The organism is Pseudomonas sp. SORGH_AS_0199 (genome assembly GCF_031453735.1).
Lineage (GTDB): Bacteria > Pseudomonadota > Gammaproteobacteria > Pseudomonadales > Pseudomonadaceae > Chryseomonas > Chryseomonas aestiva.
Genome location: NZ_JAVJAE010000001.1, coordinates 654,189 through 673,223, shown reverse-complemented (window position 1 = coordinate 673,223; position 19,035 = coordinate 654,189). Strand labels below are relative to the sequence as shown.

The 19,035-nt window shown below is 64.4% G+C and carries 18 protein-coding genes and 1 pseudogene; 11 read left to right on the top strand and 8 right to left on the bottom strand.

Annotation, left to right across the window (positions count from 1 at the left end; genetic code table 11):
* Window positions 1-28 precede the first annotated feature (28 nt).
* The gene (locus QE444_RS03230; RefSeq protein ID WP_027598631.1) at window positions 29-808 is read right to left on the bottom strand and encodes an exodeoxyribonuclease III; all 780 of its coding nucleotides are present in this window, start codon (window positions 806-808) and stop codon (window positions 29-31) included.
* Between the two features lie 80 nt (window positions 809-888).
* Here QE444_RS03230 and pyrE point away from each other — a divergent pair, with 80 nt between their 5' ends.
* The 4 genes from pyrE to QE444_RS03210 all read left to right on the top strand — a co-directional run bounded on the left by pyrE (window position 889) and on the right by QE444_RS03210 (window position 3,831).
* Window positions 889-1,530 (top strand): orotate phosphoribosyltransferase, encoded by a 642-nt coding sequence (pyrE, locus tag QE444_RS03225; protein ID WP_158890670.1) that lies wholly within the window; start codon window positions 889-891, stop codon window positions 1,528-1,530.
* Window positions 1,531-1,554: 24 nt separating this feature from the next.
* A complete protein-coding gene (locus QE444_RS03220) occupies window positions 1,555-2,151 on the top strand; it encodes a DUF4124 domain-containing protein (RefSeq protein WP_309737341.1) in 597 nt (198 codons plus the stop codon).
* Between the two features lie 147 nt (window positions 2,152-2,298).
* Window positions 2,299-2,964 carry a GntR family transcriptional regulator gene (locus QE444_RS03215; protein ID WP_309737340.1) on the top strand — a complete coding sequence of 222 codons (666 nt, stop codon included), beginning with the start codon at window positions 2,299-2,301 and terminating at the stop codon, window positions 2,962-2,964.
* Between the two features lie 15 nt (window positions 2,965-2,979).
* Window positions 2,980-3,831, top strand: coding sequence for a DUF1989 domain-containing protein (locus QE444_RS03210; RefSeq protein ID WP_309737339.1), 852 nt, complete (start codon window positions 2,980-2,982; stop codon window positions 3,829-3,831).
* A 60-nt stretch (window positions 3,832-3,891) separates the two neighbouring features.
* Here the strand turns inward: QE444_RS03210 and argB are convergent, their stop codons facing one another.
* From argB to coaBC, 4 genes are all read right to left on the bottom strand, one after another.
* Window positions 3,892-4,794 (bottom strand): acetylglutamate kinase, encoded by a 903-nt coding sequence (argB, locus tag QE444_RS03205; RefSeq protein WP_133860148.1) that lies wholly within the window; start codon window positions 4,792-4,794, stop codon window positions 3,892-3,894.
* 74 nt (window positions 4,795-4,868) lie between these two features.
* Complete coding sequence (gene algC, locus QE444_RS03200; RefSeq protein ID WP_218568701.1) at window positions 4,869-6,263, bottom strand: phosphomannomutase/phosphoglucomutase; 1,395 nt, start codon at window positions 6,261-6,263, stop codon at window positions 4,869-4,871.
* A 1,212-nt stretch (window positions 6,264-7,475) separates the two neighbouring features.
* Window positions 7,476-7,931, bottom strand: a complete 456-nt coding sequence (dut, locus tag QE444_RS03195; protein ID WP_208693289.1) for a dUTP diphosphatase — start codon at window positions 7,929-7,931, stop codon at window positions 7,476-7,478.
* Window positions 7,924-9,147: a bifunctional phosphopantothenoylcysteine decarboxylase/phosphopantothenate--cysteine ligase CoaBC gene (gene coaBC, locus QE444_RS03190; protein WP_309737338.1), complete on the bottom strand. Its 1,224-nt coding sequence runs from the start codon at window positions 9,145-9,147 to the stop codon at window positions 7,924-7,926. Before coaBC ends, dut begins: the two co-directional genes overlap by 8 nt.
* A 136-nt stretch (window positions 9,148-9,283) precedes the next feature.
* Between coaBC and radC the strand changes: the two genes are divergently transcribed.
* Window positions 9,284-9,958: a DNA repair protein RadC gene (radC, locus tag QE444_RS03185; protein ID WP_309737337.1), complete on the top strand. Its 675-nt coding sequence runs from the start codon at window positions 9,284-9,286 to the stop codon at window positions 9,956-9,958.
* Between the two features lie 40 nt (window positions 9,959-9,998).
* On the opposite strand, the gene QE444_RS03180 is transcribed toward radC, so the two are convergent.
* Complete coding sequence (locus QE444_RS03180) at window positions 9,999-10,517, bottom strand: hypothetical protein (RefSeq protein ID WP_309737336.1); 519 nt, start codon at window positions 10,515-10,517, stop codon at window positions 9,999-10,001.
* 323 nt (window positions 10,518-10,840) lie between these two features.
* On the opposite strand from QE444_RS03180, the gene QE444_RS03175 reads away from it, so the two are divergent.
* Window positions 10,841-11,278: an acetyltransferase gene (locus QE444_RS03175; protein WP_309737334.1), complete on the top strand. Its 438-nt coding sequence runs from the start codon at window positions 10,841-10,843 to the stop codon at window positions 11,276-11,278.
* A 75-nt stretch (window positions 11,279-11,353) separates the two neighbouring features.
* Here the strand turns inward: QE444_RS03175 and QE444_RS03170 are convergent, their stop codons facing one another.
* Window positions 11,354-12,022 (bottom strand): uracil-DNA glycosylase family protein, encoded by a 669-nt coding sequence (locus tag QE444_RS03170; RefSeq protein ID WP_309737333.1) that lies wholly within the window; start codon window positions 12,020-12,022, stop codon window positions 11,354-11,356.
* Between the two features lie 141 nt (window positions 12,023-12,163).
* On the opposite strand from QE444_RS03170, the gene QE444_RS03165 reads away from it, so the two are divergent.
* Complete coding sequence (locus tag QE444_RS03165) at window positions 12,164-12,541, top strand: glutathione S-transferase N-terminal domain-containing protein (protein ID WP_158890691.1); 378 nt, start codon at window positions 12,164-12,166, stop codon at window positions 12,539-12,541.
* Between the two features lie 111 nt (window positions 12,542-12,652).
* On the opposite strand, the gene QE444_RS03160 is transcribed toward QE444_RS03165, so the two are convergent.
* Entirely contained in the window at window positions 12,653-13,750 is a 1,098-nt protein-coding gene (locus QE444_RS03160) for a hybrid-cluster NAD(P)-dependent oxidoreductase (RefSeq protein ID WP_187980786.1), read from the bottom strand.
* 328 nt (window positions 13,751-14,078) lie between these two features.
* On the opposite strand from QE444_RS03160, the gene gbcA reads away from it, so the two are divergent.
* The 4 genes and pseudogenes from gbcA to QE444_RS03145 all read left to right on the top strand — a co-directional run bounded on the left by gbcA (window position 14,079) and on the right by QE444_RS03145 (window position 18,941).
* The gene (gbcA, locus tag QE444_RS03155) at window positions 14,079-15,371 is read left to right on the top strand and encodes a glycine-betaine demethylase subunit GbcA (RefSeq protein WP_187980785.1); all 1,293 of its coding nucleotides are present in this window, start codon (window positions 14,079-14,081) and stop codon (window positions 15,369-15,371) included.
* Window positions 15,372-15,547: 176 nt separating this feature from the next.
* Window positions 15,548-16,087, top strand: a pseudogene (locus QE444_RS23490) (MCP four helix bundle domain-containing protein); the annotation flags it as partial.
* Between the two features lie 30 nt (window positions 16,088-16,117).
* On the top strand, window positions 16,118-17,173 hold the full coding sequence (locus QE444_RS23485) for a methyl-accepting chemotaxis protein (RefSeq protein WP_405046456.1): 1,056 nt from the start codon (window positions 16,118-16,120) through the stop codon (window positions 17,171-17,173).
* A gap of 142 nt (window positions 17,174-17,315) precedes the next feature.
* Window positions 17,316-18,941, top strand: a complete 1,626-nt coding sequence (locus QE444_RS03145; protein WP_309737331.1) for a methyl-accepting chemotaxis protein — start codon at window positions 17,316-17,318, stop codon at window positions 18,939-18,941.
* Window positions 18,942-19,035: the final 94 nt, after the last annotated feature.

Sequence of the window (19,035 nt, the reverse complement as noted above, 5' to 3'; positions counted from 1 at the left end):
GTTTTTTCGTTTCCGGACACCGCATGGATCAGATGCTCAGGGTCCAGTCGTAGTCGACGATCAGCGGCGCATGCTCGGAGAAGCGCGGTTGCCGCGGCAGGCGCGCCGAGCGGACGAAGCGGCGCAGACCCGGAGTGAGGATGTTGTAGTCGAAGCGCCAGCCCAGATTCAGGTGCTCGGCCTGGTCGCTGTCCGGCCACCAGCTGAACTGGTCGCCTTCGCGGCTCACTTCGCGCAGGGCATCCACGTAGCCCATGTTGCCGATCACCTCGTCCATCCAGGCGCGCTCGGGGGCCAGGAAACCGGGGATCTGCTGGCAGTCGCGCCAGTTCTTCACGTCCTGCTTCTGGTGCGCCACGTACAGCGAGCCACAATAGATGTACTCGCGGCGCTTGCGGCGCTGCTTGTTCAGGTAGTGGGTGAAGTCGTCCATGAACTTGAATTTCATGTTCAGATCTTCATCGCCGCGCTTGCCCGAAGGCAGCAGCAGGGTGGCGATACTGACCTTGTCGAAGTCCGCCTGCAGATAGCGACCGAAACGATCGCAGGACTCGAAGCCCAGGCCGCTGATCACCGCCTTGGGCTGGACCCGCGTATAGAGCGCGACACCGCCCTGGGACGGCACTTCGGCGTCGCAGGCATAGAGGATGTAACCCTCCAGCGCATAGGCCGGGTCGTCCATGTCGTAAGAAGAGGCGCGGGTATCCTGCAAGCAGATCACGTCGGCATTCTGCGCCTTGAGCCAAGGCAGCAGGCCCCGCTCCACAGCGTCCTGAATACCATTGACGTTCAAGCTGATGATCCGCATAAATGGCCCCCAAAAAATCGTGGATGTATGATACCCGAGCTAAACCGGTTTAGCTAAATACAAGCCGCGCAAGGACTTATATGCAGGCGTACCAGCGTAATTTCATTCGTTTCGCCATCGAGCGCGGAGTTCTGCGCTTTGGTGAATTCACCCTGAAATCGGGTCGCATCAGCCCCTATTTCTTCAACGCCGGCCTGTTCCACAGCGGTTCGGCGCTGGCCCAGCTCGGCCGCTGCTACGCCGATGCGCTGGTCCAGGCCAATCTGCCGTTCGATGTCCTCTTCGGCCCGGCCTACAAGGGTATCCCCCTGGCCGCGGCCACGGCGGTGGCCCTGGTCGAGCACCATGGCCGCGACGTGCCCTGGTGCTTCAACCGCAAGGAAGCCAAGGACCACGGCGAAGGTGGCCTGCTGGTGGGCGCGCCCCTGACCGGTCGGGCGCTGATCATCGATGACGTCATCACTGCCGGCACCGCCATCCGCGAGGTCATGCAGATCATCGAAGGCCAGGGTGCCAGCGCGGCCGGGGTGCTCATCGCCCTGAATCGCCAGGAGCGTGGCCGCGGCGAGTTGTCGGCCATCCAGGAAGTCGAGCGTGACTACGGCATTCCGGTGCTCAGTATCGTCGCCCTGGATCAGGTGCTCGAATACCTGGCCGAGGATGCCGAGCTCAAGCGTCATCTGCCCGCCGTCCAGGACTATCGCGCCCAATACGGCATCTAGCCGTCAGCCCCAGGAGAGACGGCCATGGTCGTACGTCGCGCCGCTGCCAGCCTGTTGCTCATCGCCCTGCCGCTGGCCGGCCAGGCGGCCGAGCTGTACCGCTACCTGGACCGTAACGGCACCCTGGTCATCGATCGCCAGGGCGTGCCACCGGAGTACGCCGGCAAGGGCTACGACGTGCTCAACGAACAGGGCCGGATGATCCGCAAGGTCGCGCCGGCGCTGCCCGCCGCGGAACTCGATCGCCAGGCGCTCGAGCGCCAGCAGGCCCTGGTCGATGGCCAGTTGCGCAAGCTCTACAGCAATGTCGAGGACGTCGACCGCGCCAAGGCGCGCAAGCTGGCCGAGCTGGACGGGGTGCTGCAGATCAAGAAGGCCAACCTGGAGGCCACGCGTCAGCTGCAAAGCCAGCTGATGGAGCAGGCGGCGGTGCAGCAGCGCAATGGCCAGGCGCTCCCGGCGGATCTGCAGGCACGCCTCGACGCCGCGGCGGCCGATCAGGTGCGTCTGCAGACCGATCTGCAGCGCTACGCCGAAATGCGCACCAGCACCAGCGCCGCCTTCGACGCCGACCGTGCGCGCATGCAGCGCCTGGAAGCGGCCCAGGCCGCGGATCGCTGAGCCCTGCCAAACCCGCTACCTGCGGTCACCTCCACCTCGCGCCACCTGGGCAGCGCGACGGACTTCCTCAATCTCCCCGCTAATTTCTGGCACACGCCGTGCAAGCTCGTTTCCAACACATTGTTGAACAATCGAGCGTGAAGACCCATGAGTGGCAAGAATGCGGGCGAGCTGTCCCTGGGGGCTCAACTGCTGCTGGAGATGCGCGAAGACATCATCGGCGGCCGCCTGCTGCCCGGTACCGCGCTGGTCGAGGGTGAGCTGGTCAAGGCCTACAACGCCTCGCGCAACACCATCCGCGAAGCCCTGCACCAGCTGGATCGCGAGGGCCTGGCCACCTATGTTCGCCACAAGGGGGTCATGGTGCGGCGCCTGGGCCTGGCCGAGGTGCGCGACATCTTCCAGGTGCGTCGCACCCTGGAACTGCAGGCCATCCTCACCAGCCGCCCGCTGCGCGAATACCAGTCCGATCGGATGCTGGATGCCCTGGAGGCAGCCGAACTGGCGCAGTCGCGCGAAGACTGGCGCGCTCTTGGCACCCATAGCCTGCATTTCCATCAGCACATCGTCGGCCTGTTGCGCAGTCCGCTGTTCGATGAATTCTTCGCCACCGTCGCCGCCCAGATGCGCCTGCTGTTTTCCCTCGCGCCCGACGAGGAGCACTTCCAGCGGCCCTGGATAGCCCGCGACCGCCAGATCCACGACCTGCTCGCCGCCGGGCACCGCCAGGCGGCGGGCGATGCCATGGCCAGCTATCTCGACGATTCCGAAAACCGGCTGCTGGATCTGCTCAGCGCAGCCAGGCCGCTCTGACCGAGGAGACCTCCCATGTACAAGGACTACCCCGCTGCCTACCAGTCCACCCAGGGCTCCGCCCTGCAGGTCGATCAGGCCTTCTATGATCGGCTGCGTGAACGCAAGGACGGACGCACCCTGATCGAGCAATTCGAGATCCCGATCCGTACCGGTCGCGCCTGGAAGGTCCCCGCCGGCCATCTGTTCCGCGTCACCACCCCGCACGGGCCTCAGGTCGGCGACTTCAACGTCTGGAACGCCGAGGATCCCCGCGAACGGATGTGGGCCGCGCGCACCCGGCAACTGCAGGGTGCCCACGTCAGCACCTACGACCGGCTCTGGTCCAACCTGCCCTTCCTGCGTCCGCTGCTGACCATCACCGACGACAGCCTGGCGGGCTATGGCATCGACGAACATGGCGGCCGCCTGCATGACCTGCTCGGCACCCGCTGCGATCCCTACGTCAACAAGATGCTCACCGGCGAGGATTTCCACCACCACTGCCATTCGAATCTGACCCGTGCGGTACTGCCCCACGGCCTCACCGAATTCGATGTCCACGATGTGCTGAACATCTTCCAGTGCACCGGCCTCAACCACGATGACCTGTACTTCATGAAGGCCTGCCCGGCCAATCCCGGCGACTACCTGGAATTCTTCGCCGAGATCGACGTGCTCTGCGCCCTGTCCACCTGCCCGGGCGGCGATCTGTCCCTGGCAATGTGGGGTCCCGATGCCGAGGACCCGCTCAGGGTCTGCCGTCCGCTGGGGGTGGAGATCTACCGGGTCGAGGAGGCGCTGCTGCAGGGCTGGGAGTCGCCCAAGCGGGCGGCCTACAATGGCCAGCACGGCCTGACCCTACCCAAGGCCAGCTGGGAGCAGTAAGTCCGGGCCAGCAATGGAAACGGCGCCCTGGGGCGCCGTTTTTGGTCCGGGCGAAAGCGCTTAGCGCTTGCGGTTGGAAATCAGCGTACCGACGCCGACGTCGGTGAAGATTTCCAGCAGCACCGCGTTGGGCACCCGGCCGTCGATGATGTGGGCGCTCTGCACCCCGCCCTGCACCGCCTCCAGCGCGCAGCGAATCTTCGGCAGCATGCCGCCGTAGATGGTGCCGTCGGCGATCAGCGAATTGACCTGCTCGGTGGACAGCCCGGTGAGCACCTGGCCCTGCTTGTCCATCAGGCCGGCAATGTTGGTCAGCAGCATCAGCTTCTCGGCCTTGAGCGCCTCGGCCACCTTGCCTGCCACCAGGTCGGCGTTGATGTTGTAGGACTCGCCCTCCGGACCCACGCCGATGGGCGCGATGACCGGGATGAAGTCACCGCGCACCAGCATGTTGAGCAGGTCGATGTTGACCCCGGTGACCTCGCCAACATGGCCGATGTCGATGATCTCCGGCTTGGTCATCTCCGGCGTCTGCCGGCTGACCTTGAGCTTGGTGGCGCGGATCAGGCCCGCATCCTTGCCGGTCAGGCCGATGGCCTTGCCGCCATGGCGGTTGATCAGGTTGACGATGTCCTTGTTGACCTGGCCGCCCAGGACCATCTCCACCACATCCATGGTCTGGGCGTCGGTGACACGCATGCCGTCGATGAAGTGGCTCTCGATGGACAGGCGCTTGAGCAGGTCGCCGATCTGCGGACCGCCGCCGTGCACCACCACCGGGTTGATGCCCACCGCCTTCATCAGCACGATGTCACGGGCAAAACCGGCCTTGAGCTCGTCGCTCTCCATGGCGTTGCCGCCGTACTTGATCACCAGCGTCTTGCCGACGAACCGGCGGATATAGGGCAGCGCCTCGGACAGCACCTCGGCGACGTGCGAGGCATCCTCGCGGCTCAGGGTCATGGCTCACCTCTCAAGGTCGACTAAGAAAAGACAAAGGGCGCCTAGGCGCCCTCTGTGCTACCGCTGACCCGAGGTCAGAACGGCAGATTCAGATCCGGCTCCACCGCCAGCAGCTGCTTGCGGAACACCGTCTTGATGCGCTCCAGCTCCTCGAGGGTTTCCGCCTCGAAGCGCAGCACCAGCACCGGCGTGGTGTTGGACGCACGCACCAGACCCCAACCGTTCTGGTAATCGACGCGAACGCCGTCCAGGGTGGTGATCTGGGCATCGCCCCACTGGGCGTCGCGCTGCAGGGTCTCGATGATGCCGAACTTGCTCTCTTCGGTCACCTGGATATTGATCTCCGGGGTGGAGATGTCTACCGGGAAGGTGTCGAACACCTGCTGGGCGCTGTTCTTCTCCTGGCTGAGGATCTCCAGCAGGCGCACGGCGCTGTAGATGCCGTCGTCGAAACCGAACCAGCGTTCCTTGAAGAACACGTGGCCGCTCATCTCGCCAGCCAGCAGAGCGCCGGTTTCCTTCATCTTCTTCTTGATCAGCGAGTGGCCGGTCTTCCACATGATGGGACGACCGCCGTAGCCGGCGATGAGGTTGTTCAGGCGGCGGGTGCATTTGACGTCGAAGATGATGTCGGCGCCCGGATTACGGGAGACCACGTCCTTGGCGAACAGCATCAGCAGCTGGTCGGGATAGATGATCTTGCCTTCGTTGGTCACCACGCCGACGCGGTCGCCGTCGCCGTCAAAGGCCAGGCCCAGGTCGGCACCGGTTTCCTTGACCTTGGCGATCAGGTCTTCCAGGTTCTCGGGCTTGCCCGGATCCGGATGGTGGTTGGGGAAGTTGCCGTCCACCTCGCAGAACAGCGGGATGACCTCGCAGCCCAGGGACTCGATCAGCTGGGGGGCATTGACCGCGGCGACACCGTTGCCGGCGTCCACCACCACCTTGAGCTTCTTGGCCAGCACCACGTCGTTGCGGATGTAGTCGGCGTAGCTCTTGAGCACGTCGACCTGCTTGATCTGGCCCTGGCCGCTGGCCACGTCGCCGGTCTCGATGCGCTCGCGCAGGCGCTGGATGGATTCGTTGGCCAGGGTCTCGCCGGCGATGACGATCTTGAAGCCGTTGTAGTCCGGCGGATTGTGGCTGCCGGTCAGCATGACGCCGGACTTGCCTTCGAGCACATTGGCTGCGTAGTAGAGCACCGGGGTCGGCACCATGCCGACATCGCTGACATTGGCGCCGCTGTCGGCCACGCCCTTGATCAGTTGGGCGACCAGCTCGGGGCCGGACAGGCGGCCGTCACGGCCGACGGCCACGTTGGGCTCGCCACGCGCCAGGCTCTCCGAGCCGATGGCGCGCCCGATCCAGTAGGCGGCTTCGGCGGTCAGGGAGTCACCCACCACGCCACGGATGTCGTAGGCGCGGAAGATGCTGGCGTTGAGTTGGGGGGCTTGCGGGGTAGTGCTCATCGGGGGTTTCTCCAATCCCAGGAGATCCTGGTCTTCGTCGAGGATACTGATATCGAGGATGTCGGTGGTCTGGAACAGCGGCTCGCTCTGCTGAGCGCGGCCTCTGTCGGCAAACTCCGCCAGGGTCTTGGCCACGGCATCGCTAGGTGCCGCAGCATATAGGTCCGGCGACGACCCGGCCGATCGGCCGGCCAATCGGGCCGTCGACTTGGCCACGGGTTCCATTACCGCCAGGCGCAAAGTCGGGCTTTTGGCTATCTGATTGGATTCAAGTTCCTCGGCATAGGCCGTCAGACTGCGGACGTCGTCACGGAGCCGGCGTGACAGCTCCCGGGAAAACAGCCAAAAGCCCGTCAGCACGCCAAACAGCGCCAGCAGCAGCGCCACCAGCGGAATACCCAGGGGCGTATCGGCACCGGCCTCGGCGGCGGGTGCCAGCTCCAGTGTCCACAGCGGACTGCCGGTCGCGAGCCGCCGCATCAGCGCCGGATCACCGGGGCTGCCGCCACTGGCCAGCACCTGCACACTGCTGCCGGGGAATTGCTGCAGCAGGCGCCATTGGCCGACATTCGCCGGCGGCGTGGCCCAGCTCTGCAAGACGTCCGGCAGTGCTTCCACCAGCACGGCGCTGCCGAGCAGCTGATCGCCGCGGCGGATGGGCTGAGCGCTGTAGACCAGCCAGCGATCCCTCACGCGATAGGCTTCCGGCGGGGTCCGCTGGCCGCTTTCCAGGCGCTTGAGCAGATCGAGGGCGGCATAGTTGAGGGGACCGGGGCGATCGTCTTCGATCTGGCGCATGCCGGCCGGCACCACCAGGACATCGACCACGCCGAGGCGCTCGCGCAGCTGGCGTTCGGCCGCCGCCCGCACCGCCGGGTCGTCGCCCTGCAGGGCCTGCAGCACCAGGGCATCCCCGGCGACGCCCTGCAGCCGCCGGGTCAGGCCAACCAGCAGCTGATTGAGGGAGGCCGCCTGGGCCTGCAGCGCCTGGTCCGCCTGCTGCTCCTGGTTGCGCGCGCCCTGCGGCTGCAACACCAGAAACCACAGCAGCAGCGCGGCCAGCAGCAGGCCGGCGAGCGCCAGCAGCAGCCCCGCGCCCAGGCCGGGCAAAGCCGCGGCCCGCGGGGCCGCCTTGCGCACATCCTTGCCGTTCTTGCCCCTTGCCATGCCGTTCTTCTCCTTTATGTCACGGCGCGCCTTGCGTGTCTGGCGTCAGCGGGTACCGGAGTGTCCGAAGCCGCCAGCGCCCCGCTCGGTCTCGGTAAAGCTCTCGACGATATCGAAGTGCGCCTGGACCACAGGTACGAGCATCAGCTGGGCGATACGTTCGCCCACGCTCACGGTGAAGGTGGTCTGGCCGCGATTCCAGCAGGACACCATCAGCTCGCCCTGGTAGTCCGAGTCGATCAGGCCAACCAGGTTGCCCAGCACGATGCCGTGCTTATGGCCCAGGCCCGAGCGCGGCAGGATCAGCGCCGCCAGCGACGGATCGGCCACATGGATGGCGAGCCCGGTGGGGATCAGCACCGTCTGCCCCGGCTCCAGCACCAGATCCTCCTGCAGCATGGCGCGCAGGTCGAGGCCGGCCGAACCGGGAGTGGCGTAGGACGGCAGCGGGAAATCGCGCCCCAGGCGCGGGTCGAGGATCTTGGCTTGAAGGCTATGCATGGTTCTGGGCGGTATCTTTGAGATGGGTGGAAATCAGAGCGATGAGCTGGCGGGCGATCTTGCCCTTGCTGGTCTGCTCGAAGCGGATCTCGTGCAGGCCACGGTCGATCACGGTGACCGCGTTGTCTTCGCTGTTGAAGCCGATGGCCGGATTGGCCACGTCGTTGGCGACGATGAGGTCGAGATTCTTGTCGCGCAGCTTGCGCTGGGCGTACTCCAGCAGATTCTGGGTTTCCGCGGCGAAGCCGACGCTGAAGGGCCGATTCGGGCGCCCCGCCAGGGTGGCGAGGATGTCCGGGTTGCGCACCAGCTCCAGCAGGAGACCGTCACCGCGGGTGGGGTCCTTCTTCAGCTTGTGCGGCGCGATGACCTCGGGGCGATAGTCCGCCACCGCCGCCGAGGCGATGAGCACGTCGCAGGGCATCAGCGCCTCGCATGCGGCCAGCATGTCGCGGGCGCTGATCACGTCGATGCGCTCGACGCGATCGGGGGTCGGCAGATGCACCGGGCCGCTCACCAGGCTGACGCGCGCGCCCGCCTCCGCCGCCGCTTCCGCCAGGGCGAAGCCCATGCGGCCGGAGCTGTGGTTGGTAATGTAGCGCACCGGGTCGATATTTTCCTGGGTCGGGCCCGCGGTGATGACCACATGGCGACCGGTCAGGTCGAGGCGCTGGAAGCAGTCGGCGGCGAGCTGGGCAAGGTCGGTGGCTTCCAGCATCCGGCCGGGGCCGACGTCGCCACAGGCCTGGCTGCCGCTGGCCGGGCCGAACAGCTTGATGCCACGGCTGCGTAGGAGCTCGGCATTGGCCTGGGTGGCCGGATCGCGCCACATGGCCTGGTTCATGGCCGGTGCCAGGGCGACCCGGGCATCAGTGGCCAGCACTATCGTCGTGAGCAGATCGTCCGCCACGCCCTGGGCCAGGCGCGCCATGACATCGGCGGTGGCCGGCGCGACCAGCACCAGATCGGCCCAGCGGGCCAGCTCGATATGCCCCATGGCCGCTTCGGCGGCCGGGTCCAGCAGATCAAGATGCACCGGCAGACCCGACAGTGCCTGGAGGGTCAGCGGCGTGATGAATTCGCGTCCGCCGCGGGTCAGTACCACCCGCACCTCGGCACCCTGATCCTTGAGGCGGCGCACCAGCTCGGCGCTCTTGTAAGCGGCGATGCCACCTCCGACGCCCAGCACGATGCGTTTACGATGGAGCCGCTGCATATAGCCTTTCCGTTCTTGAACCGTCTAGAACGGGCATCGCACGGCCAATCGAGGCCTGCGCGCACCCGCGAATGATCCGGTTAAGATAGCACAGCGCCTGCAGGACGCAGGCGCCCCGCCAGACAGGGAGCGCCCCATGAGCATCAAGGATTGGCCGGCCCAGGAACGGCCGCGGGAGAAACTGCTGGCACAGGGCGCCCAGGCCCTCACCGACGCCGAACTGCTGGCTATCTTTTTACGCACCGGCGTGGCTGGCAAAACCGCGGTGGACCTCGCCCGCCAGCTGCTCGGGGAATTCGGCAGCCTGAGGGCCCTGCTGGAGGCCGACCTCGCCGCCTTCAGCGCCCACCTCGGCCTCGGCCCGGCCAAGTACAGCCAGCTGCAAGCGGTGCTGGAAATGGGCCGCCGCCACCTGGCCGAAAGTCTCAGGCGCGACTCCGCGCTGGAAAGCCCCCAGCAGGTCCGCGACTATCTCAAGGCCCGCCTGCGCCACGAACCCCACGAGATCTTCGCCTGCCTGTTCCTCGACACCCGTCACCGGGTACTGGCCTTCGAAGCTCTGTTCCACGGCACCATCGACGGCGCCAGCGTTTACCCCCGCCAGGTGGTCAAGCGCGCCCTCGCCCACAACGCCGCCGCCGTCATCCTCACCCACAACCACCCCTCCGGCATCGCCGAACCCAGCCAGGCCGACCGCCTGCTCACCACGCGCCTGAAGGATGCGCTGGCACTGGTCGATGTGCGGGTGCTGGATCATTTCATCGTCGGGGATGGAGAGCCCTTGTCGATGGCGGAATATGGGTGGCTTTAGCTATTGAATCTAATGCTTTTAAAACTATTTAGAGGAGTGTTTAAAAAATTTTTAATTTTTGGTCATTTTTGCAAGAACATTTACTAGCATCATCCTTGAAAATTATAAGTTTTCCTGGGCCTAAATTTGTAGGCTCTAGCAAATGCTTTCTTACTTTGCTTAAGACCTGTCTGACATCAGGCGCATCTGGAGAATGTGAAAGCACTGCAGAGAGGTCCTCAAGAATTTCATCAGGAAGCCACAAAAAAGCTTCGAAAGTCAGCAAATTTAGCTTTTTTCGGCTCTCCGGACATGAAAACCACTCCGATAAAAGATCAGCAATCTTTGCGGCTCTATCTCTGATTTGAATTTCTCTTTTTAACTCTTCGATGGCCTTGACTTGATCTCTAATTATCTCATCCTTGATGCATTCCAAATCCTTTGAATACTCGTGCTCTATACTCGCCCTCAAGCGATTTTCAATCTGGGTTTTTCCTAAAAACCCTATAAGAAAGGTACCTAGACCTACCCCAAACAAGGAGCATACAAAAGACCAGAACCCTTTTATTTCGGCATCCAAGATGGCATAAGAATCTTGTTATAACGTAAGCGTCCGGGTAAGTCACCGTAAGCTCCTGACATCATCCGGTTCTAGCGTCCCGCGTGAGATCCCTACCGGCCCGGCCACCATCTGTCAGGTATGCTTCCACCATTCCCTTCCGTAACTTTTTTTGACACTCCCAAAGCCTCCCAGTATCGTCCTTCCTCCCTCCTTTCCGGCTACCTCTGCCGTGAACCGCCCAGGCGTTAACTCGCGAAGCGGTCATACAAGTTGCCGACACTTTTACGGTCACTATCTACTAGCGCGCCTCATTTCCGATATCAAGTGTAAAGGATGATTCTATGATCATTCGTCAGGCTACTAACGCCGACCATCCGCAACTGCTCAACATTTGGCTGCGCTCCGTTCGCGCCACACATCACTTCCTGCAAGAATCCGATATCCAGGCATTGCTTCCTCAGCTCCGCGATATTTACCTACCCGCTGTTGAATTATGGGTTACGGTAGATGCCGAGGACTGCCCGCTAGGGTTCATCGGGCTCAATGAAAACCACGTAGAGATGCTCTTCATCGAACCAGATCTTCGAGGGAAAGGGATTGGCCGCGCACTGCTGGATCATGCCCGCAGTTTGCGCAGTCAGATGAGTGTTGATGTGAATGAACAGAACCCTGAAGCGGTAGGGTTCTATTTACATTACGGGTTTGTTCAAACAGGTCGTTCTCCGCTGGATGGCGAGGGCCGCCCCTTCCCCTTGCTGCACTTGAGCCTGCCCGGCTAGAACTGTAGTAGTGAATCGCTCGCCCTTAAAGCGGGAGTTCGGAAGGTGATTTCGCCGGACGCTTACGTTATAACCCTATACGAGTTTTTTTATTCTACTTTCTAACAACCCCGGAAACCTCGTATACCACGTCTGATTCAACGGCGACGGGTGCGGCAGTGGATAGAGCGTCAGCGTCTTGCGCGTGCCATCCTCCGTTTCCAGGGAAACCTCGATGCTGCTTTCGAAGCGATCTTCGCTTTTCCAGAAGGCTTCAAGGCGCGCGCGCTCTTCCTTGGATTGGCCGATGCCGAACCAGAGGAAGGCTTCGCGGCCGAGGGTGATGAGCTGGGTGCCATGCCAATGCTCTATCAGCAGGCGGCGCATCAGGGGGTGGAAGGTCTTTTTCACCCGTTCCGACCAGGCTTTGTTGCCGAGCGGCTTGTAGGGCACGGTGTTGGCCCAGAAGAACTGCTGGCTCAGGCTGCGGGTGGCTTCGAAGTCGGCCGGGGGCTGGCCGTGCAGGTGTTTGTAGAGGACCTTGCGGGCGATCTGGCCGCCGCTGCCGATGAAGGGTTCGCCATACTTCACCTCGTCCCGCCCCGGATCGCGACCGAAGAAGCCCAGGGGCGCATCGGGATCGCCCAGACCGATGATGGGGTCCAGCGGGTCCTTGGCGAATTGTTCATAGACCGGAAGATCGACACCTGGAAGATCGGCAGCGAGCTGGCGAAAGGCTTCGCGCTCTGCGGAAGACAGCGGCATGCAACAGGTCTCCATTGAGGAATTAATCCCTCTTGTAGAGCGCTGCGCTGCGGGTGACGTTCCGTAACGACTGGCGGAGCGGCAGCCCTGGGACGATAGGGTAAACTGCCCGGCTCGAACGACCCCTCAAGGTGAATCCCGTTGATCAATCTGCTACGCAACGGCCTCGGCCAGGTGATCGTCGGCCTGGATCTGGTAACCCGGCCGCGCAAGCTCCAGCGCCCTGAGCAGGCCCAGGCGGCCATCGAGGCGGAGCTGGCGAATCTGTCGCTCTACCAGTTCCAGGCCTGTCCCTTCTGCGTGAAGACGCGGCGGGCGCTGCATCGGCTGAACCTGCCGATCCGCCTCAAGGACATCAAGAAGGACCCGCAATTGCGCGCCGAGCTGGAACAGGGCGGTGGTCGGGTGAAGGTGCCTTGCCTGCGGATCGACGAAGGCAGCCAGAGCGTATGGATGTACGAGTCGGACGACATCATCGCCTATCTGGAGCAGCGCTACGGCGAGCGGCAGCCGGCCTAGAGTCTAGCGGGTGAAGGAGTGTGGACAGGGCTGCGCCGTTGTCCACGCTACAGGGCTCAAGCTGGCGCTTTGGTGTGTTGGGCTTCGCTGCGCTCAACCCAACCTACGCCCTCAGAACTCGATCTGCACATCCCCCTGCGGAATGCTGCAGCAGGACAGGATGTAGCCTTCGGCTTCGTCTTCCTCGGTGATGCCGCCGTTGTGGTCCATGACCACCTCGCCGCTCTTCTTGAGCACCTTGCAGGTGCCGCAGATGCCCATGCCGCAGGCCTTGGGAATGTGCAGGCCGAGCTTGGCCGCGGCGCCGTGGATGGTTTCGCCCGGGCCGATGCTGACGCTCTTGTCGCTCTCGGTGAAGGAGATCAGGCACTGGGCTTCCAGGGGAATCGGCGGCAGGTCGGCTGCGGCTTCGGCCTGTTCGGCGGCCTCGACCTTGGCTTCCGGCGGCGTCGCGCCAAAGGATTCCTCGTGGTAGCGGGTCATGTCGAAGTCCAGCTCGCGGAGCATGGCCTTGACGGCATTCATGTAGGGCGTGGGGCCGCAGCAGAAGATCTCGCGTTCACGGAAGTCCGGTGCCATCAGCTCCAGCATGCGGCGGTCGAAGTAGCCGCGGAAACCGGCCCAGGACTCACCGTGCTCGGTGCGCTCGCACACCAGGTTCAGGGCAAAGTTGTCGATCCGCGCGGCCATGTGCTCCAGCTCACCCTGGTAGATGATGTCGCGCGGGGTCCGGGCGCTGTGCACGAAGACCATGTCGACGCTGGCGTTGGTGTCGTAGAACCAGCGCGCCATGGACATCACCGGGGTGATGCCGACGCCGCCGGAGAGGTAGAGCACCTTGTCGGCGGGATAGTCGATGGCGTTGAACAGCCCGACCGGACCGTGCACCGCCAGGTTGTCGCCGACCTTGAGGTTGTCATGCAGCCAGTTGGACACCTGGCCACCCGGCACGCGCTTGACGGTGATGGAGAAGCTGTAGGGCACCGAGGGCGAGCTGGAGATGGTGTAGGAGCGCATCACCTGGCGGCCGTCGATCTCAAGCTCCAGGGTCACGAACTGGCCCGGCTTGAAGAAATACATCAGCGGGATTTCGGCGGTGAAGCAGAAGGTGCGTACGTCCCAGGTTTCCTGGATGACCTTGACGCAGCGCACGGGGTGGCGGCCATTGGTCCAGGTCTGGGTGGTTACGGGATTGAGGAAGGTATTCATGACGCACCTCGACTGCCACTGGGGCTATTGGCGGCGATTCTGGGAGGGCCCCACGACCGCCACTTTCCCAATCGCGACATCCACATGTCGATGGCGACCGGCCCAGCAGTGGCAAGGGCTGGGGCGTCGTGAACAGCGTCGGCCATGTCGCCCATGAGCAAGGCCCCCTCCCGGCTCCGGCCCCACACTCCGCCCCAAGCCGAACCTGAATAGCGCGCGACGGGCGAAACCTAGGGTCATTCGGCGGCCCTGCCCCGTCGGCCAATAGCCTTGCAGTACCGTGACCAACCACTTTCGCCACCCGCCGCGGTGGCCACGAGGATGTACGATGGACGTCAGCACCTTGAGTTTGGGCGACCCTCTCGATCCGGCCCGCAAGGCCACGGCCGAGATGCTGCGCACCCGCGAGCGCACCTACTCCCTGCCCCAGCCGTTCTACAACGACGAGCGCCTGTTCCAGATCGACATGCAGGAGATCTTCGGCAAGGAATGGCTGATCGCCGGCATGACCTGCGAGATCCCCACCAAGGGCAACTTCATCACCCTGCAGCTGGGTGACAATCCCATCCTGGTGGTCCGCGGTGCCGAGGGCAAGGTGCATGCCTTCCACAACGTCTGCCGCCACCGAGGTTCGCGCCTCTGCGTGAGCGACAAGGGCAAGGTCGCCAAGCTGGTCTGCCCCTATCACCAGTGGACCTACGAGCTGGACGGCCGCCTGCTGTTCGCCGGCAGCGAGATGGGCGCCGACTTCAACATGGCCGACTTCAACCTCAAGCCGATCCACGTCAAGACCGCCGGCGGCTACATCTTCATCTCCCTGGCCGATGAGCCACCGGCCATAGACGACTTCCTGCGTACGCTCGAGCACTACATGGAGCCGTACGACATGGAGAATGCCAAGGTCGCGGTGCGCACCGACCTGGTCGAGCAGGCCAACTGGAAGCTGGTGCTGGAAAACAACCGCGAGTGCTACCACTGCAGCGGCTCCCATCCCGAGTTGCTGAATACCCTGCTGGAGTGGGACGACGTCACCGATCCGCGCGCCTCCCAGGCGTTCAAGGATCAGGTCGCCGCCTGCACCAGTCGCTGGGACGCCGACAACATCCCCTACGCCCATGCCAGCTTCGGCCTGCGCAACCGCATCGTGCGCATGCCGCTGCTCGCCGGCACCGTGTCCATGACCATGGACGGCAAGCCCGGCTGCAAGAAACTCATGGGGCGCATCAAGGACCCGGACCTGGGCTCCATGCGCATCCTGCACCTGCCGCACTCCTGGAACCACTGCATGGGCGATCACATGATCGTCTTCACCGTCTGGCCGCTGGGTCCGACCGAGACCGTGGTGACCACCAAGTGGCTGGTGCACAAGGATGCCGTGGAGGGCGTCGACTACGATCCGGTCAACCTGCGCAAGGTCTGGGATGCCACCAACGACCAGGATCGCCGGCTGGCCGAGGAGAACCAGCGCGGCATCAATTCCAAGGCCTATCAGCCGGGTCCCTATTCAAAGACTTACGAATTCGGCGTGATCAACTTCATCGACTGGTACAGCGAGCGGCTGCTCAACAACCTCGGAGAAGAAGCACCGGCGGCGCACCTGCGTCAGGTCAGCGGCGACTGACGAGTCGCTGAGAAGATCCTTCCGTGGAGCCGCAAGGGCTCCACGGAAGTCTGCAAATGTCCGACCTTTCCTGTAGTGCGAGCTTTTACCGCACCCGTCCTAGAGCCTTTTCGCCAAATCATCACCTAAAGTTGTGACCCTGTTCGCATTCCGAACCCTCCTCCCAGCAGGCCGTCATGACTCTTCGATCCTTGTCCATCGCTACCCGCAACCTGCTGTGCTTTGGCATCCTGGCGGTCCTCGTCGCGGCGCTCGGACTCTTCGGCTGGTATCAGCTGTCCGAGATCCGTCAATTGGGTCATCAGGTGGAGCAGCGCTACATCCCGACCCTGATCGCGGCCGACAATCTGAGTCTGCTGGTGGCCCGTACGCGCATCGAGACCCTGCGTCTGCTGGCCATGCCCGATGCCCAGACCCTGGCCAGCACCCGCCAGAAGCTGGACGGCCTGAGCACCGAGGTCCAGGCCATCTTCGGCCGCTATCAGCACGAACTGCTGTCGACGAAGAGCCGCTCCGCGCTGGACGAATTGCGCCAGGTGCAGCAGAGCTACATGCAGGGCGTGCAGCAAATCGCCGATCTGGCCGGTGCGGGTCAGCTCGACCAGGCGCGCCAGGTGGTGCGGCAGAGCATGGGTCCGCTGGGTACGCGGATGAACGCCTGCATAGAGACGCTCCGTCAGGCCGTCGAGCAGGACATTCACGCCGCCAGCGCGGATGCCGATGAAGCCTATGCGCGCTCCAACAACGTGACCTGGCTGGCCATCCTGGTAACCCTCACCCTCACCGGCCTGCTGGCCTGGCGCCTGACGCGCAGCGTGGCCAACCCCATCGCCCAGGCGGTAGCGGCGGCCCGCACCATCGCGACGGGAGATCTGACCCAGGCGCTGGACAGCCGTGGCCACGACGAGGCGGCGCAGCTGCTGCAGGCCATGCAGCAGATGCAGGGCCAGTTGCGCGAGACCCTGGGGCATATCGGCGACTCGGCCAGCCAGCTGGCTTCCGCCGCCGAGGAGATGACCGCGGTCATGCAGGAAAGCGCCACCGGCCTGCAACAGCAGAACAACGAGATCGAGTCGGCGGCGACGGCCGTCACCGAAATGAGCCAGGCGATCGAGGAGGTCGCCGGCAACGCCTCCTCCACCTCCAATGATTCGCGCCAGGCTGCCGATACCGCGGTTCAGGGGCAACGTCAGCTGGGCGATACCCTTACCGCCATCGAGGCCCTCACCGAGCAGGTCCTCGGTGCCAGCGCCCGGGCTCGCGAGCTGGAAACCCAGACGCGTGACATCAGCCAGGTGCTGGACGTGATCCGCTCGGTCGCCGAACAGACCAACCTGCTGGCACTGAACGCCGCCATCGAAGCGGCGCGCGCGGGCGAGGCCGGTCGTGGCTTCGCCGTGGTGGCCGACGAGGTGCGCGCCCTGGCCCATCGCACCGGTGAGTCCACCCGTGAGATCGAGGGCATGATCGGCAACATCCAGCAGGGTACCGGCCAGACCGTCGATGCCTTGCTGACCAGTGCCGACCAGGCGCGCCAGACACGCGAGCAGGCGCAATCCGCCAATGCCGCCCTCGCCGTCATCGCCCAGTCGGTCGCAGGCATCGACGAGCGCAATCTGGTGATCGCCAGCGCTGCCGAAGAACAGGCCCAGGTGGCGCGCGAAGTCGACCGCAACCTGGTACGCATTCGCGACGTGTCGGTGCAGACCGCGGCGGGTGCCGAGCAGACCCGCGCCTCCAGCCAGCAACTGGCGGCGCTGGCAGCGACCCTCAGCGGCCAGGTGCGGCGCTTCCAGTTCTAGCCGTGATCGAGGATGGCGACTGGCCAGCCCTGCTCGCCCGTCGCCGTCCTCTGCGCGAAGATCAGATTTAAGACGAATGACCATCAAGTCACGGCGGCCCTAGCCGTTAAAGGGAGCCTCATTCTTCACCGGGGCTGCCGCCGTGACCTTTCGTTCCTTCTCCCTCGCCATTCGCAGTGTGTTGTGTTTCGGCCTGCTGGCCATCCTCGTCGCCAGTCTGGGCCTGTTCGGCCTGCTGCAACTGTCGCAGATCCGGGCCCAGGGTCAGGTGATCGAGACCAACAACGTGCCTAGCATCGTCGAAGCCGACAACCTTGCCCTGCAACTGGCCCGCACCCGGGTCGAGGTGCTGCGCCTGCTGGCCATTCCGGACGCCGCCACCGCCGCCAACACGCGCAAGAAGATCGACAGCATCAATGCCGACATCGGCGCGGGTTTCAGTCGCTATGAAAAACTCGTCAGCAGCGATCGCGAGCGCCAGGCCTTCGATGCCCTGCGCCAGATCCATGGCGACTATGTCCGCTACACCGCGCAACTGGCCGACCTCATCGGCGCCGGCAAGCTCGACGAGGCCCGCAGCCTGATCCAGACCAGCATGGCCCAGCTCGGCGTGCAGATGAACGAGCGCACCGAAGCCCTGCGCAAGATCAACCAGGAAGACATCAAGGCGGCCTCCCAGCACTCCGGCGACACCTATGCCCAGGCTACTTCCATTACCTGGATGGTCATCGCCCTGGCCTTGGGTCTGACCGTGCTGCTGGCCTGGCGCCTGACCCTGAGCATGACCCGGCCCATCGCCGAGGCCGTCGCCGCCGCCCGGACCATCGCCAGCGGCGACCTGACCCAGACCCTGGACACCCGCGGTCACGACGAAGCCGCCCAGCTGCTGCAGGCCATGCAGCAGATGCAGACCAATCTGCGCGACACCCTGGGGCACCTGGGCCATTCCGCTACCCAGCTGGCCTCCGCCGCCGAGGAAATGACCGCAGTCATGCAGGAGAGCGCCCACGGCCTGCAACAGCAGAACAGCGAGATCGAGATGGCGGCCACCGCCGTCACCGAGATGAGCCAGGCGGTGGACGAAGTGGCCGGCAACGCCACCTCTACCTCGTCCGAATCGCGTCAGGCCGCCGATACCGCGCGCCAGGGCCAGCGGCAGCTGGGCGATACCCTGGGCGCCATCGAGGTGCTGACCGAGAACGTGCTGGGTGCCAGCGAACAGGCCCGCCAGCTGGCCGAGCAGACCCGCAACATCAGCCAGGTGCTGGACGTGATCCGCTCGGTCGCTGAACAGACCAACCTGCTGGCGCTCAACGCCGCCATCGAAGCCGCGCGTGCCGGTGACGCCGGTCGCGGCTTCGCCGTGGTCGCCGACGAGGTCCGCGCCCTGGCCCATCGCACCGGCGAATCCACCCGCGAGATCGAAGGCATGATCGGCAGCATCCAGCAGGGTACCGGGCAGACCGTCGATGCCTTGCTGACCAGCGCCGACCAGGCGCGCCAGACCCGCGAGCAGGCGCAGTCGGCCAACGCCGCCCTGGCCGCCATCGCCCAGTCGGTGTCGGGCATCGACGAGCGCAACCTGGTGATCGCCAGCGCCGCCGAAGAGCAGGCCCAGGTGGCCCGCGAGGTGGATCGCAACCTGGTGCGCATCCGCGATCTGTCGGTGCAGACCGCCGCCGGTGCCGAACAGACCCGCGCCGCCAGCCAGCAGCTCTCCGAGCTGGCAGTGGAGCTCAACGGCCAGATCCGCCGCTTCCGCGTGTGACCTGTCCGGCAGGGACACCCCTGCCGGATCCCGTCGCGGTGGCAAAACCGGGAGGCGACCGCTACGCTGGCGCCTTCGCCCACCGCGCCTCTCT